11 protein-coding genes are annotated in these 18,008 nt (G+C 32.5%); 8 read left to right on the top strand and 3 right to left on the bottom strand.

Going from position 1 to position 18,008, the window contains the following annotated elements:
- The first annotated feature begins 164 nt into the window (after nt 1-164).
- From J8M14_RS17940 to J8M14_RS17975, 8 genes are all read left to right on the top strand, one after another.
- Nucleotides 165-3,932: a DUF3857 domain-containing protein gene (locus J8M14_RS17940; protein ID WP_211076202.1), complete on the top strand. Its 3,768-nt coding sequence runs from the start codon at nt 165-167 to the stop codon at nt 3,930-3,932.
- A gap of 170 nt (nt 3,933-4,102) precedes the next feature.
- Complete coding sequence (locus J8M14_RS17945) at nt 4,103-4,390, top strand: hypothetical protein (protein WP_247672692.1); 288 nt, start codon at nt 4,103-4,105, stop codon at nt 4,388-4,390.
- Between the two features lie 99 nt (nt 4,391-4,489).
- Nucleotides 4,490-6,640, top strand: a complete 2,151-nt coding sequence (locus tag J8M14_RS23330; RefSeq protein WP_211076203.1) for a PKD domain-containing protein — start codon at nt 4,490-4,492, stop codon at nt 6,638-6,640.
- Between the two features lie 137 nt (nt 6,641-6,777).
- Complete coding sequence (locus J8M14_RS17955) at nt 6,778-7,317, top strand: DsrE family protein (protein ID WP_211076204.1); 540 nt, start codon at nt 6,778-6,780, stop codon at nt 7,315-7,317.
- 4 nt (nt 7,318-7,321) lie between these two features.
- Complete coding sequence (locus J8M14_RS17960; protein ID WP_211076205.1) at nt 7,322-8,611, top strand: amidohydrolase; 1,290 nt, start codon at nt 7,322-7,324, stop codon at nt 8,609-8,611.
- Between the two features lie 11 nt (nt 8,612-8,622).
- Entirely contained in the window at nt 8,623-10,182 is a 1,560-nt protein-coding gene (locus J8M14_RS17965) for an FMN-binding glutamate synthase family protein (protein ID WP_211076206.1), read from the top strand.
- 51 nt (nt 10,183-10,233) lie between these two features.
- Nucleotides 10,234-10,752 (top strand): hypothetical protein, encoded by a 519-nt coding sequence (locus J8M14_RS17970; protein WP_211076207.1) that lies wholly within the window; start codon nt 10,234-10,236, stop codon nt 10,750-10,752.
- 340 nt (nt 10,753-11,092) lie between these two features.
- Nucleotides 11,093-13,960, top strand: coding sequence for a PKD domain-containing protein (locus J8M14_RS17975; RefSeq protein ID WP_211076208.1), 2,868 nt, complete (start codon nt 11,093-11,095; stop codon nt 13,958-13,960).
- Nucleotides 13,961-14,041: 81 nt separating this feature from the next.
- On the opposite strand, the gene J8M14_RS17980 is transcribed toward J8M14_RS17975, so the two are convergent.
- The 3 genes from J8M14_RS17980 to J8M14_RS17990 are packed head-to-tail and all read right to left on the bottom strand — an operon-like array spanning nt 14,042 to nt 17,960.
- Complete coding sequence (locus J8M14_RS17980) at nt 14,042-14,965, bottom strand: patatin-like phospholipase family protein (protein ID WP_211076209.1); 924 nt, start codon at nt 14,963-14,965, stop codon at nt 14,042-14,044.
- 7 nt (nt 14,966-14,972) lie between these two features.
- Nucleotides 14,973-15,866 (bottom strand): patatin-like phospholipase family protein, encoded by an 894-nt coding sequence (locus J8M14_RS17985; protein WP_211076210.1) that lies wholly within the window; start codon nt 15,864-15,866, stop codon nt 14,973-14,975.
- A 9-nt stretch (nt 15,867-15,875) separates the two neighbouring features.
- Nucleotides 15,876-17,960, bottom strand: coding sequence for a M1 family metallopeptidase (locus tag J8M14_RS17990; RefSeq protein ID WP_211076211.1), 2,085 nt, complete (start codon nt 17,958-17,960; stop codon nt 15,876-15,878).
- Between the last annotated feature and the right edge of the window lie 48 nt (nt 17,961-18,008).

The following is an 18,008-nucleotide window of genomic DNA, read 5'->3' on the forward strand; positions in this document are numbered from 1 at the left end:
AAGACGGTTTTGGAAGCTTATATAAGTTTACTTTTAAACAAAACATTAACTATCTAGTGTTTACACAAGATTAACACAACAAAAATCCCTTAGATTTAGTATATTGCAAGCTTATAGATAGTTTCCCCATTATCTACATTAAAAAATATATAACCTACAGAATTATGAAGAAATATTACTTCTTTATAGTGCTTTCTGCACTTATTTTTTGCAACACTTTTTCTCAAGAATCTTATCAAAAATATTGGAATGAAGTATTATCCAATAACAGAGAAACTGCTATCGAGTTATTTCGAAAACAAAAGATCAAGCAAAAAAATATAGAACATCTTATTACAGAACAAATTCTGAGAGCAGAAAATGGACGCTTTGCTACCCTGAATGGGTTTATAGATAAACTAATGGCCTTTAATGACTATGAATATTACGTTTATGCACTATGGAACAAAGAATTTTTATTCAATGATTACTTAAAATCAGGATTTAATATCAATAATATAAGTGCAATTGAAAAAGTTTCTTCAAAAGAAGTAGAAAATCAAACCATACAAGAAGCTTTACTATATCTAAATTCTGTTGTATATAGATATCAAAATAATTGGGAAGAATACTATCAAATTCAATCTAAATTATCTGGGATTAGAGAATGGCAATTCTGCGGTGTTTTTGAAAATCTAAACAACAGTGGATTAGACATTGTATACCCTCCTGAGCAAAAAGCTTCAAGTACTGAAGATTTTGATGCCAATAGTAATGGAAGCGTAAATTGGTATATCCCTAAAGAATTAAAAAAAGAGGCCTATCAGTTTTTCACAAACCATGCTGAGTATGGTTATGGAGTAAATTATGCTCAGACCTTTATTACCTCTCCAAACGACCAAAGAGTAGTTCTAAGGTTAGGAAATTCAGGTAATTTCAAAGTTTGGTTGAATGATATAATTGTATACGAAAATGCTAAAGATGTAATTACTGATATAGATGCCTACAACGTAGAAATTACTATTCCTAAAGGAGTTAACAGATTACTAATCAAAAATGCAGAAGGAAATAGTGCTAGCTATTTTATTGCCCGAATTACTGACAAATCCGGATATCCTATACAAACTCTTAAATATAGTGATACCGTTACTGATTACAATACAGCCTCTAAAGAAGTGATCAACCCCATAAAAGTAAATCACTCTGTAGAGGAATTCTTTCTAAATAAAATCAAAGAAAATCCTAATAATTTCTTTTACCAATATTGTTTGATTCAATGCTATATCAGAAACTCTAAATACGAAAAAGCAAAAGAATACTTGACACCAATATTAAAACAATACCCTAAGAGTTCTATGATCAGAAAATTAATGATCATCACCTATGAATTAGAACAGGATAGAACATCTTTACAAGAGCTTATGAAAAATCTGGAACTTGATGATGAAGAATATTATTTATCTCTGATTTATAAGTTTCGTGATCGATCAAAATTATCCAGAATGGATATAGAAAGCTTGGAAAAATTTCTAGACAAACTTTCTAACGCAACAGATTATAAAATGATGTCCCAATCGGCAAATATAATTTTAGCGGTAAGAAAATCTGATAAATCCAAAATTAAGAAAGAACTAGATAATTTAGTTGCTACTGCCAAAAAAGATAAGTGGATAAAAATATTGAATGCTTATACTGGTTTATACACTGCAATACTTGGTGATAATGAAAAGGAAATTGAATTACTAGAATATATCGTCGAGAATTATTCTGATTATTCATCTAAAACCAAACTAGCACGTTTATATAATAAACAAAATAAAGAAGAGAAAGCTTTATCCATACTTAAATCTTTGTATGAACCCTTAAGCGGAGACAACTATGCTGTAGAAGATATTATACAGCAACTACATAAATACGAGAAGTATAAAGAATCATTACCTTTTATAGAAAAAGCTTTGGATAACTATCCGTATTCATATAAAATGCAAAAATATAAAGGAGATGCTTTATTACAGCTAAAAAGAAAGGAAGAAGCATTAATTGCATATCAGGAATCGCTATCACATAATAGTAATAATTCATCTTTAAGAAAAAAGATTAAAGATTTAAAGAATGAAAAAGATATCATTGAAACTTATGTTACTAAAGATGCTTATAATTACATAGACACCCACCGTAATAAAGATTTATCCAACAACTATGGATTTAATATTTTATTAGATGAAGTAGTTACTCTTTTATATCCAGAAAGCGGAGGAAAATCTAATAATACTTTTATCTACGAAATTACTTCAGAAGCAGGCATTGAACGTTTTAAGGAATATGATTTAGGATTATCCGGTGGGTATACAATCATCAAATCCGAAATTGTAAAACCAGATGGATCTGTTATTCCTGCTGAAAAAAGTGGCTCTAAATTTGTTTTTAATGGCCTTAGTAAAGGCGATGTTATTCATATTAATTATGAAGCTCGTTATAGCGGATATGGAAGGTTTTATAACGATTTTATAGATTATTATCAGTTTGATTCATATCACCCATGTGTAGAAACCAAATATACCCTCCTTGCTCCAAAAGGAAGATCTGTACAGCATAAAGTGACTAATGGTGAGTTATCATACACCAAAGAATCCAAAGATAATTTTGATGTATATACCTGGAATCTAAAAAATAATAAACCATTACATCAAAGCGAATATTATATGCCGAATGATGTGGATATTGCACGATATCTTCATATAAGCACAATATCCAATTGGAATGATATTGCATTTTGGTATTCAGACCTAGTTAGATCTCAAATGATCTTTAACCCAGAGGTTCAAAAAGCATATGATAGTATTTTTCCTAAAGGAACAAAATCCTTATCACAAGAAGATATTGCAAAAGCTATCTATAACTATATAATGAATACGATGAGTTATAGTTATGTTAGTTTCAGACAAAGTGGTTTTATTCCTCAAAAACCATCAAAAACAATAAGAACCAAACTAGGAGATTGCAAAGACTTCTCAACACTATTTGTTACACTAGCCGAAAAAGCAGGCTTAAAATCTAATCTATTGCTTATTCTTACCTCAGACTATGGACAGAAGGCACTTGTATTGCCTAGTCAAAATTTTAACCATTGTATTGTAAAAGTAATAATCGATGGAAAAGAACAATTCTTAGAATTAACAGATAAACACCTACCCTTCAAATCTTTACCAACATCCTTATATAATGCAACCGGATTGGAAATTCCTTTTATGTCAACCAATAATAATAAGAAATACGATTTGTTTAAACTTAAGGATGTAACCAAAACTAAATCTGTATTCAACAATAAGATTAAGGTCAATATAATAGATAAAAATCAACAATATAATATTGAATCTTCAATTCAGGGTGCCGCTTCATCATATTATAAAGGTATATTTATAGAGCCTAGTTACAAAACTTTGAAAAAAAACATATATGAGGCCTTTTCTTCCTCATTAGGTTCAAACATAAAAATCGATACTGTATATCAAACTAAAACTCGTATTAAAAATTCAGATATAGATTTTACTATCGATGTCACTTCAAAAGAAAAAATTAATAAAATCGGAAATACTAAAATTATTCAACTACCAAAACCTACTATGGCATATAGCAGTGATATTATCAATGTAGATGATCGAAAATACCCAATTGAGTATATCCAATACGAAACTATTGATCATTATATTAATGAATATGATATTCATTTAGGGAAGTCTAATAAATTCACAGAAATACCAGAAAATCAATCATATACTTATAAAAATCACTCTTTTAAAATAAACTACAAATTAGTTAGTTCTAACCATCTAAAAGTAAATATTGAATCTAAAACTAATTTAAAAAATATAACAACAGAAGAATATCAGGAATATAAAACATATGTCACTTCTGTGCTCGAAGCTCAGGAAACTTTTATAGGATATCAATAATTCCTACAAAAAACTACTGTTTTAATTTCAAAATTCCTACATCGTTAATAACTTTAAAAATTAAAAATCGATAAAAAGCGTTTTTATAAGTCAAAATACGTTATATTTAACCAGTTTTAAACAAAACCCCGTTTCCCTTTATGAATATATAGTAACTTAAACCTAACACTATGGCCCCTAATATGAATGTAACGAATATTGAAAAAGAGCAAATTAGATTTCTAAAATTTCCAAAACAAGATGTTCTGAATAAGAGAAAAGATCAAATTGATCGATTTCTTGAACTACAAAGAGCCCTATCCCTTGGTAATCTAGAACATCAAAAAGTAAGAATTGTTTTTGTAGATGATCAAGGATTCAAAAAAGTGGAAACTACCATATGGGGAATTACAGATAAAGAAGTCATACTTAAACAATCTACTATTATTCCATTAGAACGAATAATTAGTATTTCATAACAGAATTTATAAATCCTTTGCCAAAACTCTCAATGATTACTTTCTTAAAATGCGTTGAGAGTTTTATTATTTATTAAAAAACATAACGAACGAATAATAATGAATATTAAAACCCTCAAGTACTGTTTCTTTGCTTTTCTTATGGTAAATTACTTTACTACTAATGCTCAGTCAGAAAAATCATTCTTGATTTCAGAAAACCAGAGTGATTTCATTAATAAATTACTTATATCTAAGAAATCACAACAAGAAACATTCAATCTAAGTAACGGTGAGTTTTTATCATTAAAGTTAAATTTCCAAAAAACAGAAGGCCAAAATCTTACCTTAATAGGTTCTGTAAACAATCAAGAGTCTTCAACCTTTACTTTTTCCAAAACTAATGGTAAACTAGAAGGTAATATTGTTATAAGAGAATCTAAAATTGCTTATGAAATTTTTACAGAAGAAAATGGTAGAGTTTTTATCAAGCAAATAGATATCAACAAAGTGCTCTGTATTGAGCTTGATAGAGTAGATTCAAAAAGTGAAGAAGATGTTGGAACGGTTTTTTCAAAAATGGCACCCATTTTAGAAAGTCTTCCAGGTGCTCCGGGAGTTGTATATCTAGATTTTGATGGTGAAGTAGTTTCAGGAACAAGCTGGGTAAATGGAGGAACCATAAATGCTGTGTCTCCAAATTTTTCAGATCAAAAAATTATTGAGATTTGGAAAATTATGGCAGAAGATTTTAGGCCCTTTAATATCAATATAACAACTGATCGAAGCATTTTTGAAGCTACACCAAAAAACCGTAGAATGATGTGTATCTTCACTCCTACAAATGATGCAGCTCCAGGATCTGGCGGTGTTGCTTATGTTAATTCTTTTTCAAGAAGTAATGATAACCCTTGTTGGATATATAATTTATCTACAAGAGCTGCAGGAGAGACCGGTTCGCATGAGGTTGGTCATACTCTAGGATTATCTCACGATGGTATTGGTAGTACAACATATTATAATGGTCATGGTACATGGAGTCCTATTATGGGATGGAGCGCAAGTAAACCTATTGGTCAATGGAGTGCTGGAGAATACGATGACTCAACAAGTACCCAGGATGATATTGCAATTATAGCAAATGACAGAAATGGAGTTGGGTTTCAGAATGATGATCACGGAAATGATATTAACCAAGCTACTCCAATACTTGTAGAACAAAGTGGAAATGTGAGTCCTAATCAGAATTTTGGTTTGATTAGCCAAAGAACTGATAAAGATGTATTTTCTTTCGTTATTGAAACAGGAAATGTGTCTTTTGATTTTAATCCTGATCCAGATTACCCTAACCTAAATATTCAAGCTAGAATCTTAAATGCATTAGGAGAAGAAGTTGCCTTTTCGGATCCAACCGGCCTAAGTGCTTCGATAAACACTCAACTTACCGATGGAACATATTTTATAGAGATTGATGGTGTAGGCGAAGGATCAAATCCTTCTACGGGATATACCGATTATGCTTCTTTAGGAAACTATACAATTTCTGGACAATATACTCCTGGAGATAATAATCAACCGCCACTTTCTAATTTTGAAGCCAGAACAGATTGCTCCCTAGCTACTTTTACCAGTACTTCTATAAACAAAGTGGATTCATACTTATGGAATTTTGGAGATGGTAATACCTCCACAGAACAAAACCCAGTACACGAATACACTACAAGTGGAAGTTATACCGTTTCATTAACTACCTCTAATGACCTAGGTAGTGATACAGAAGAAAAAATAAGTTTTGTCACAATTAATATTCCTGGTCAACCAATAGCGAATGACCAAAATATTTGCACGGGAGAATCAGTTACAATTACTATGACCGGTAGTGATGATTATGAATGGTATGATGCTCCTACGGGAGGTAATCTAATTACATCAGGCTCCATATACAAAACACCTATACTGTCATCTACACAAACATATTATATACAAGGAGTTGCAGGAGATTGCATAACAAAATCCAGAACCTTGGTCAATATAAATGTATCTGACCAATGTAGTCAGTATACCTTTGCTCCAAATCCTATAAAAAGTGATGAAAAATTACTGATACAAGGGTTAACTATGAAAGAAAATGATATTAGAATAGTTAATTCTATTGGAAGAATAGTCTCTGTATTTAAACCGAATGAAGAGCTAAACATATCAGAACTATCATCTGGTTTATATTTCATTTTAATCAATAACGAGTCTGTAGGGAAATTGGTTAAACAATAAAAAATAATTTTTAATACTTTATAAAGCATATTACCAATTAAGTAATATGCTTTTTTTAGTATATCTGTATTTAAATAGGAATTTTTAATTTTCCTTTTATAGATTTTTGAATATCTTTAAAAACCAAAAATCAAAGTTTGAAACTCAAATTATCTATACTCTTAACTGTACTTATTCCATTATTAAGTGTTGGTCAACAAAAACAAATACAAGGACAAATCATAACTGAATTCGGAAAAACATATCAGGTAACAAATCCTGATTTTGATACAGATATGAAAAGTGAGCTAAAAGTTGTTTTCGACGTAGGTCGCACTTTTAATGATAGCACCAAGGTAAATCCACTTATTAATACTGCTGCTCGATTCTTAAATATGCACAACCATGCTGGCGTTCCCTTTGAAAACATCAAAGTAGCATTAGTTATACATGGCTCAGCAGCAAATGATATTCTAAATGATAAAAAGTATAAAAGTAAATATGGGATTAACAATCCAAATAAACCTTTAATCTCTTCCCTGGCAAAAAATGGTGTTCAAATTATATTATGTGGTCAGACTGCTGCTCATAGGAGTATTTCTAAAGAAGATGCTTTACCAGAAATAAAATTTGCTTTATCTGCTATGACAGCCCTTGTTCAATTACAAAATAAAAATTACAGACTCATTAACTTCTAACTCAATGAAAAATATAACACAATTCATCCTAGTCATAATCCTCTTAATTTGTAGTACCTCCCAAGCTCAGATTAATCCTGAGATTAAAGCAGCTGCAGAAAGTATAGAGAAAAAAGTAATCGATTGGCGAAGAGATTTCCATCAAAATCCAGAATTATCAAATCGAGAGTTCAACACTGCTAAAAAAATAGCAAAACATTTAAAAGATCTAGGTATAGAAGTTACTGAAAATGTAGCAAAAACTGGAGTTGTAGGTGTTCTTAAAGGCAGTAAAGAAGGAAAAGTGGTTGCCTTACGGGCAGATATAGATGCGCTTCCTGTTACTGAGCGTGTTGATATTCCTTTTAAATCTACTGTAACAACTACCTTTTTGGGTCAGGAAGTTGGAGTAAGTCATGCCTGTGGCCATGACACACATACTGCCATTCTAATGGGGGTTGCAGAAATTCTCAGTAAACATAAAGACAAAATTAATGGAACTGTAAAATTTATCTTCCAACCTGCAGAAGAAGGACCTCCGCCAGGAGAAGAAGGAGGAGCTAAATTAATGATTAAAGAAGGAGTTTTAAAAAATCCCGATGTTAATGCAATATTTGGACTTCATATTAATTCCGGAACTCCTGTAGGTAAAATTAGATATAAACCTGGTGGCACTATGGCAGCAGTAGAACGTTTTGTTATTAATGTCAAAGGAAAACAAACACATGGGTCAGCTCCCTGGAGTGGTGTAGACCCTATTCTAATCTCGGCAAAAATTATTGATGGACTTCAGACCATTATCAGTAGAGAATCTCCTTTAGTCAATGAAGCCGCAGTAATCACGGTCGGTAAAATAACAAGTGGTGTACGATTTAATATCATTCCGGAAAGTGCAGAAATGATAGGTACTGTAAGGACGCTAGATCCAGAAATGAGAAAACTGATTATTAGAAGAATGAATGAAATGGTTCCTTCTATTGCTAAGACATATGGTGGAGAGGCTACAATTGATTTTCAGAACAATACATCAATTACTTACAATGACCCGGATTTGGTAAAGAAAATGCTACCAACTATACAAGGTATTGCTGGAAAAGAAAATGTAATTTTATCAAAAGCTACTACTGGAGGGGAAGATTTTTCATATTTCCAGGAAGTAGTTCCCGGATTTTATTTCTTTTTAGGAGGAAAATCAAAAGAAACTGAAAAAGCTGCTGCACACCATACTCCAGACTTTTATATAGATGAGAGTGGTTTACTTTTAGGTGTAAAAGTGATGTCACAACTTACAATAGATTATCTTAATGCTCAATAATTAAAAATAATTTGGAAACTATTCTTAATTTTTTAGGTGTAATTTCGTGGTGGGGGTGGATTCTCATCATATTGGCTATTGTAGCCATAAGAGATATTTTTTTTAATAGAAAACATACTATAAGTCATAACTTTCCAATAGTAGGACACCTTAGATACTTGTTAGAGAGTATCGGTCCGGAAATAAGACAGTATTTTGTTGCCAATAATCGCGAAGAGCTTCCTTTTAATAGAATCGAAAGAGGTTGGGTATATGCTTCTTCTAAAAATGAAAATAATTACGAAGGTTTTGGTACAGATAGAGATATTTACTTACACCAACACATTTTTATAAAGAATTGTATGATTCCATTTAGAGTGGATAAAAATCATCCTAATAAGCTGGATAAAACATTTCTTCCCTGTGCAAAAGTGATGGGATTATATAATAAACGAAAAAAACCATATCGACCTGGATCAATAATCAATGTATCGGCGATGAGTTTTGGTTCTCTTTCTGCAAAAGCTGTCGAATCTTTAAACATAGGAGTTCAAAAATCCAATGCATATCATAATACAGGAGAAGGAGGACTCTCTCCATATCATAGTAATGGTGGTGATGTTGTTTTTCATTTCGGAACAGGTTATTTTGGTGTTAGAGATGAAAATGGTAACTTTTCTATGGAAAAAATGAAGCAGTTGGTGGAGAAAAATCCATTTATCAAAGCCATAGAAATTAAACTATCCCAAGGTGCTAAACCCGGCAAAGGAGGAGTTCTTCCCGGAGCCAAAATAACCTCTGAAATTGCAGATATTCGAGGAGTTGAAGTAGGAAAAGATGTCCTATCTCCTTCAGCACATACCGCATTTAGTGATGTTTCGGAATTGTTACAATTTATAGAAGATATTGCAGAACAGACTGGGCTTCCGGTTGGAATTAAAGCTGCAATCGGTAAAACAGAGCAATGGGAATTATTGGCTAAACTTATGTCAGAAAGCAATAAAGGTCCTGACTTCATTACTATAGATGGCGGAGAAGGTGGCACTGGAGCAGCACCACCAAGTTTTGCGGATCACGTTTCTTTACCCTGGATATATGGTTTTGCATCGATTTATAAAATATTTCAGCAATATGATCTCACTGATCGTATTGTATTTATCGGTAGTGGTAAATTAGGGTTTCCTGCAAAAGCCGCAATGGCTTTTGCAATGGGAGTTGATTGCATTAATGTTGCTCGAGAAGCTATGATGAGTATTGGTTGTATCCAGGCTCAGATATGTCATACCAATCGATGCCCAAGTGGTGTTGCCACCCAAAGTAAGTGGTTACAAAAAGGAATTGATATTCCTCTTAAATCAGACAGGTTAGCTCAATATTTTAAAACATTTAGAAAAGAACTTATAGAAATAACTCATTCAGCAGGCTATGAACATCCAAGTCAGTTTACCATGGAAGATATTGATACTAATGTAGATGATGGAGAATTAACCCGAACACTAAAAGAGTCATTTAAATATAATAAGAATTCAGTAGCATATACTTGTACACAAGATCTAAAAGATTGTACGTATCTTGGTGGAGCATATAATTAATATATACTTTGGCTTAATTTTTTAGAAAAACATTAAATAGTTATAATACCTATGAATATAGAAATAATCCCTTTACTAATATCTTTGATTCCGTCATTATTTATTACACTATTAGCTTTTTATTTTTTTAAAGTGCATACGGATAATGAAGAAAAAAGACGAAGATTTCTTCTGCATAGAGAAACCCAGAAACAGTCTCTACCACTAAAGCTTCAAGCATATGAACGTATTGCTCTATTGTTAGAAAGAATTTCCCCAGGTAAATTACTAAACAGAATGCCCCCAGTAAGTCAAGAAAAAAAAGACTATGAATCTCTATTAATCCATACTATTGATCAAGAATATGAGCATAATCTTACACAGCAAATTTATGTATCGGATGATTGTTGGAATACAATTATAGCTGCAAAGAATGGAACAATAGCTATGATCAGAAAAGCTTCTCTCAATGAAGAAGTGAATTCTGCAGATAAAATGCGAGAAGTAATCCTTACACAGCTAATTGAAAATGGTGCGCCAAGTGACAAAGCTTTAGCCATCATTAAAGAAGAAATTAACGAAATCCTCTAGTAATAGCTTTGCTATTTTTTAAATTACTAATTTAAGTCGGCTTTAGTACAACGATAAACAACGCTGTTAAATTACTTGTAAAATACCCTTAACAAAACCTTAATTACTTACATCCTAGGGTAATTACCTAAATCTTTCTTCAGGCCTGTAATAATAGGCTTCTTATCCTCTATTTATATAAGTTAAAACTCCAACAGCTTTCCTACAACGTTAGCAAATACTGTTTAACCTACTATTAATCAGTGTAATAATTTTATAACTCAACAGTTATACTGGGTGGGAAACACAGATAATCTTTAAAACTAAATATTCTAAGCTTAACCAAACACAAACTCAAAAAATGAAAACCCTTATTTTATTAAAGCAATTATTGCGGGAACCCTGTAATACATTGCAAAATGGAAGTGTCAAATTCCTAATGATCTTATTCATTATCCTATTTGCCAACAGTACTGCTATTGCTCAAACTAAAAATTCTTATTCCCTTGGAAATGAAAGTATTTTTAGTCAGAAACTATTAAGTATTAATAAATCAAATACTATTACGTTAAAATTATCTGATACTGAATCTATTGCAGGAAAAGTTAATCTAAAAGAAGGAGATATAAACAATTACTCAATTATTGGATTAATTGGAAATAATACTTCTTCTACATTTAATATTACAAAACAAGATGGTATTCTAGAAGGTCATATTATTTTGTTTGATCAAAAAAAGGCATACAAATATTACTCTGGCGATAATGATGATGTGTATATAGAAGAAGTTGATATCAATAAAGTTTTATGTATTGATTTTGAACAAGTTGCATCTAAAGAAAAAGATATAGGAAAGGTTTCTGCAAAAGCACCTGATCTTCAAAGCCTTCCTGGAGCAGAAGCTACTGTATACCTTGATTTTGATGGAGAAGTTGTAGAAAACACCAGATGGGCTGGTGGATCAAGGATAGATGCAGTTCCTTCTGGTTATAGTGATGATAAAATCTTAGCTATTTGGAGAATTATGGCTGAGGATTTTAGACCTTTCAATATTAATATCACTACCAATAGAGCAATCTATGAAGCTGCACCTCAGAATAGAAGAATGATGTGTATTTTTACCTCTACAACCACTGCAGCTCCAGGCTCTGGAGGAGTAGCATATCTAAACTCTTTTTCTTCGACCAGAAATGATGACCCTTGTTGGGCATTTAACAACGGTACACGATCTGCCGGAGAAACAGGCTCTCACGAAGTTGGACATACCCTGGGTTTATCACATGATGGATTAAGATCAGGAACTACTTATTATGCCGGACATGGAGATTGGAGTCCAATTATGGGATGGAGTGTTAACAGACCTATTGGACACTGGAGTAAAGGAGAATATGACAATGCCGATCAAGATCAAGATGACTTGGCCATTATTTCTGGAAACCGTAATGGTTTTGGATACAAGAATGATGATTTTGGAGATACTATCACGGAGGCCGGTGAATTGATTGTTGATGCTCAGGGAAATGTAAACGCTTCTCAAAACTCCGGATTGATTACCACACGAGCTGATAAAGATGTTTTATCATTTATAACTGCGGGTGGAGAAGTTAATTTTGATTTCCAACCGGATCCTTATTACCCTAATCTAAATATACAGGCAAGAATTCTAAACGGTGCCGGAGAAGAAATTGCAATTTCCAGCCCATCAAGAGATCTTAGTGCTAGTATTAATACTACTCTAGATGGAGGTACCTATTTTATAGAAATCGATGGTGTTGGAGAAGGTAACTTATCAACTGGGTATTCAGACTATTCATCAATAGGTTTTTATTCAATATCAGGTTCTTATGCTCCAGGTAATAACAATCAGCCTCCTGTAGCTAATTTTGAGGCCTCAAAAGATTGTAGCCAAGTTGCTTTTAAAAGTACTTCAATAAATACAGTAAATACGTATTTATGGGATTTTGGAGATGGCAATACTTCTACATCTCAAAATCCAAACCACACATACTCGCAAAGTGGAACGTACACAGTAAAATTAACGGTGACTAATGATATAGGTAGCGATACCAATACAAAAGACAACTTTGTAGATATATCTGTACCCACATTACCTAATGGTATTTCTGAAAATGCATGTTCTGGAGAATCTGTAACTCTTAGTTTATCCGGAAGTAATGGGTATATCTGGTATGATCAAGAGCAAGGCGGCAATATAATTGCTACCGGTAGTACTTTTGAAACACCAGAGCTTACAGAAGGAAAAACATACTATGTATCAGGAACTTCTAGCCCTATAACTACTGCTGAAGTAGGTATGAAAGAAATAAGTGATGCTTCTGGTAATATACACGGTGGCGGATATTATCTGATATTCGATGCAGAAGAGCCTTTAATGTTAAAAAAAGCAAGAGTTTCTGCACAAGGTGCCGGGAACCGAACTTTACAGCTTCTTGATACTTCTGAACAAGTTTTAGCAACAAAAACTATTAACATACCTGATGGAGAAAGTATTATAGAAATCAATTTAGATATTCCTGCAGGAAACGATTTAAGAATTGGATTTACAGATGGAGCAAACTTATTTAGAAGTAACCAAAATATAAATTATCCGTATCAGGTATCTAATATTATTAGTATTAAGCAAAGTACAGCAACAAGCAACCCACAAGGATTTTATTATTATTTATATGATTGGCAAATCTCTACTTTAGGAGAGTGTGAAACTGATCAAAGAACAGCAGTAACCGTTAATACAATTGATGCTCCAGAAGTACCAGCTATTTCCTTAGATGACGATAAGTTTGAAATCTCAGTAGCCGGTCAATACTCAGCATACCAATGGTATCTGGATGATGTTGCTATAGAAAATGCTACCAATTCTAGTATCATTGTTGAAGAAATAGGTGTGTATACACTAGAAGTATTTAATGCCGCGGGTTGTAGCACTACTTCTGAAGGCCTTCTGATTGAAGCTTTATCCGTAGATACTCCTAATCCAATAGATAATGTAACTATTTATCCTAACCCTGCATACGAAACTCTATTTGTTAACGGGCTTGAAAAAGTTGGTGAAGAAGTATATAGCGTTAGAGTTGTTAATATGCTTGGACAAGTAGTAACAAGTTATAATGGTCCGATAGCTTCAGTAAACACTAAATCTCTGGAAGTTGGTTTATATTTTTTAGTAGTGAATAACAAAATGACTAAGAAATTTATGAAATCTAAATAGAGATCAACGAAACTTTTGAATATAAAAACAGCCGGAAAAATACTTTTCCGGCTGTTTTATGTTTATAAAGGCATAGTTACTCTAACCTGCCATATCAATATCCTTAAGCTTATTCTCTTCAGCTTGTTTAGCTTTTTGCTCTGCATATTCAAAACCCTGTCGCCACCAATTACGCATTAGTTTTTTATTAAACACTAGTGAATTTTCAGTAAGTTTAGATGGTGTGTAATATAAATTTAAAGCTACATCCTTATGAGTAGCTGCTAATTTGCCCAATACTGTATCATGACCTTCTACCTGATCAAGCATATAACTAAATAAATTTACCATTAAAGAAAATGGGTTTTTGCCTAATACTTTTTGATATTCCATATTCTCAGACTCAAGAATAATAGCATCAACTTCTGTTGCTCCTCGTTTTATTGCCTCTCGAATAGGCACCATACAACCAAAGCCGCCATCGGCATATTCACAATTGTTTTTGGTTGCCAAACTCATAAAAGGCACATAATTACAAGATATCCAAATCCAATCACAAAAATCTTCATAAGAGAAATCATTAATTGATTTATATTCTGTCCTGTTTTTGGTTAGATTAGATACAGTAACCACCACATCCTTTACTTGTTTTCGAGCGGCCAAAAAATCTGCTTCAGAAAAGCTCCTACGTATACTCCGTCTTAGGTTTTTACTTTCACCAAATGTTCGTTTTTTCTTTAAAAACTGCCATAACGATGAGAAAAAGTTTATAGATACAAACTCTCTGTTTCCTTTTTTACGAACCACAAACGGGTTAACATTGAAAATAGTTTTTTGGGTAACGTTAGTATAAATATCATATACTCTATCAATATTGCCCAATGCCAGATGTGGAATCAAAAGGCTACCTGTAGAAGTCCCTAGGAAAAGATCATACTCCCTTCCTTGCTCCTGCATCAAATATTGTGCAACACCACCAGCATAAGCTCCTTTACTACCGCCTCCAGAAATTACCAATGCTCTCATACTTATATTATAAAGGATTAGAATTATTTTTTTGCTTGGCAAATTTATAACCATTTGCCCACCATTCCGTCATCTTTTCTTTATCAAAAACTAATGAATTTGTAGTTAATACAGTTGGAGTATAATATAAATCCATAGTTACATCCTTTTGCATAGCATGATACTTACCTATTCTAATATTTTGTACTTCGATTTTATCCATCATAAAATTTACCATATTTGTTATCAAAGAAAAAGGGTTTTTAGTTGGCATACGATTTAGATAATTGACTTCGGTTTCTAAAACAATTACATCTAGCTCTGTGGCTCCTCTCTTAATTGCTTCTTCGATAGGAACCATAGAACCCAAACCTCCATCCACATAATCACAATTATTTTTTCGCACTAAACTCATAAAAGGTGGATAATTACACGATATCCAGATCCAATCTAAAAAATCTTCGTACTCACAATCTTTTAACAACTTGTATTCCACTTCATTTGTAGAAAGATTAGTCACCGTAACAATTACATCTACCGATTCTGATTTTAATATCTCAAAGTCTTCAATAGAAATAGCACTTGCGATTAAATCTCTAAGATTACTACTATCTCCAAAAGATTTTCTTTTCTTTAATAGATTTCGCAATACATTAAAATGATTGATACTGATATTGATATACCCTCTTTTCTTTTTAATAATAAAAGGACAATTACTAAATATTGAAGATTGGTTAACTGATGTATAAAAATGTTTAATTTCTTCAAGTTTGGATAACGCCAAATGAGATACTAAAAGACTTCCTGTAGATGTCCCAAGGAACAAATCATACTTTTTCCCTAAATCATTGATTAAATATTGTGCAACACCTCCTGCAAAGGCTCCTTTACTTCCTCCTCCAGAAATTACTAATGCACGCATAGACGACAGTTATGGGGTTAACTTTTTTTGTAAAAAATCTTGTTGATCCTTCGGCAAACTGTCCTTTAAAACTACATATTTCTTTTTATATTTTTCTTTCTTTAATAAATTATTCAAAATTTTTCTACACGTATCTCTAAATCTCCAGTTATAGTGAGTAGCTCCATCTACAAGATCAGTTAAAGATTGATCAGAAAAAGCGTTCAGGCTTTCTAAATAAGTAAAAGCATTCTCTCTAGTAGTAAAATGGTAATCAGACGAAGTATAACCAGATAATTCATTATAAAACTGCTGATGTTTATCAGTCTGGTAATTTTCTGTACTAAGTGCCAATACCAACCAGAGTATTCGAATATTCTTGTCATTAAAACCTAAAATATCCTTAGTGTCTTCTAAATATTTTTTTCTTTCCTTAGGGAAATTCGCCCAAAGATGATATAATGCAGGCTCTATAGTCGCATAAGAATCATCTTTTAACAAAGATTCATATTGATCCTTGAGGCCTCGAGGAATAGCACTCATCGTATTCGCAATTGCTTGACGAACAAAAATATTATTGGTCTCAAAAGCCTTATCATAAAGTGCTATAGCTTCTTGCGAAGTGTCTCCAGATAATTGGTAAATCACCTCCTGCCCTATATAATCATTTACTGGAAAATCCAATGACTTAGCTAATACTCCCCATTTACCAGCTAGTGGTTGGGTTCGCTCTCCTGCTAAACTCAGGTATTTTTTAATAAACTCAGATTTAGTTAAAATATCCAGTGCTTCCTTGGATGGAAACTTTACATTTTCTAACCATAATTTTCTAAATTCGGACAAATCCTTACCACTAACTTCTTCAGCAATGGCAAAGAAATTATCCGTATTTGCATTTTGGAATTTATGTTTTTCTAGGTAATTATGAATGGTAATCTTAAAACTAGTCTCTCCTATTAAGTTTCTAAGTGCATAAATCGCCCAGGCTCCTCTTTCATAAAAAGTCAGCGAACTTGCATTTGGATTCAATAAAGAAGTAGCATTAGAAGTCTTAGATAATTCTGTGAGCTGTTCTGCACTCTCATATAGTTTATAAAGAAAATAATCTTCTCCAAAAATTTCTTTTTCAGCCAACAGCGCGTAATAAGTTGCAAACCCCTCCTGAAGCCAATGATGCGTCCCTTCGGTCTCTGTTACTAAATTCCCAAACCATTGATGTGCAAGTTCATGAGCATTAATATTGATATAATTTCGATCACTAAATGCAATCTTATCCACTACAAAAGCATCAGAAAAGATAGTAGCACCCGTGTTTTCCATACCTGCATATAAAAAATCCTTTACCGGAATTTGCTTGTAATTTTGCCAAGGATATGCAACACCAATCTCTTTTTCAAAAAAATCAAATATTCGCTTGCTATCTTTATAAGTATACTCTACTTTTTCTTTGTCTTCAGGATAGTAATACATTTCCAAAGGGATTCCACTTGCAGAAGTCTCCACTACTTTTTCGTATTTACCAATTGCAAATGCTACTAAATAACTACTCATGGGCTTTTGCATATCATATTGCCAGCTTTGGATAGAGTCATTTACAGCTTCAACTTTGGTAAGTTTCCCATTGGCAATAACCTCATATCCTTTTTGATAATTGATCGTAAGGTCAAACTCTACTTTTTCATTCATATCATCGAGACTTGGCAGCCAATTAGAAGTATATTTCCCTTGTCCTTGTGTCCAGATCTGATCATTACCTTGATAATCCTTTATAAAATATAATGCTTTTCTTGGTTTAGCTCTATATGTTACAACTACTTCATGGGTAGAATTTATCTTAAAATCTGAAGCTATAAATAGTTTCTTTTTATCATAAGTAAACTCAGGCTTCTTACCATCCAAAAGCACACTTTCTATTTGCATTTGTTGTGCATCTATATAAATGGAGGATTCAGGTTTTAGTATTTTGAAGGTATATCTTACTTTTCCTTTTACAGTTTTGGTTTTAGCAGTAATTTTCACTTCAGCTTTAGCCTTAAGAAAATCCACTGAATCCAATTGCTGCGCCATACTTCCGAAGGAAATACAACATAAAAACACATATAAAATAATTCGCATATTCATTTCTAATCAAATGTTCTGCCAAAATAACGAATTTAACACGGT

It is taken from the genome of Aquimarina sp. MMG016, assembly GCF_018100805.1.
In the GTDB taxonomy this organism is placed as follows: Bacteria; Bacteroidota; Bacteroidia; order Flavobacteriales; family Flavobacteriaceae; genus Aquimarina.

Bases quoted from the DNA above. Each gene is read 5' to 3' on its own strand.
- J8M14_RS23330 (WP_211076203.1), top strand. From the start codon at position 4,490: ATGAATATTAAAACCCTCAAGTACTGTTTCTTTGCTTTTCTTATGGTA.
- J8M14_RS17985 (WP_211076210.1), bottom strand. From the start codon at position 15,866: ATGCGTGCATTAGTAATTTCTGGAGGAGGAAGTAAAGGAGCCTTTGCA.
- J8M14_RS17980 (WP_211076209.1), bottom strand. From the start codon at position 14,965: ATGAGAGCATTGGTAATTTCTGGAGGCGGTAGTAAAGGAGCTTATGCT.
- J8M14_RS17975 (WP_211076208.1), top strand. From the start codon at position 11,093: ATGAAAACCCTTATTTTATTAAAGCAATTATTGCGGGAACCCTGTAAT.
- J8M14_RS17970 (WP_211076207.1), top strand. From the start codon at position 10,234: ATGAATATAGAAATAATCCCTTTACTAATATCTTTGATTCCGTCATTA.
- J8M14_RS17960 (WP_211076205.1), top strand. From the start codon at position 7,322: ATGAAAAATATAACACAATTCATCCTAGTCATAATCCTCTTAATTTGT.
- J8M14_RS17940 (WP_211076202.1), top strand. From the start codon at position 165: ATGAAGAAATATTACTTCTTTATAGTGCTTTCTGCACTTATTTTTTGC.
- J8M14_RS17990 (WP_211076211.1), bottom strand. From the start codon at position 17,960: ATGCGAATTATTTTATATGTGTTTTTATGTTGTATTTCCTTCGGAAGT.
- J8M14_RS17945 (WP_247672692.1), top strand. From the start codon at position 4,103: ATGGCCCCTAATATGAATGTAACGAATATTGAAAAAGAGCAAATTAGA.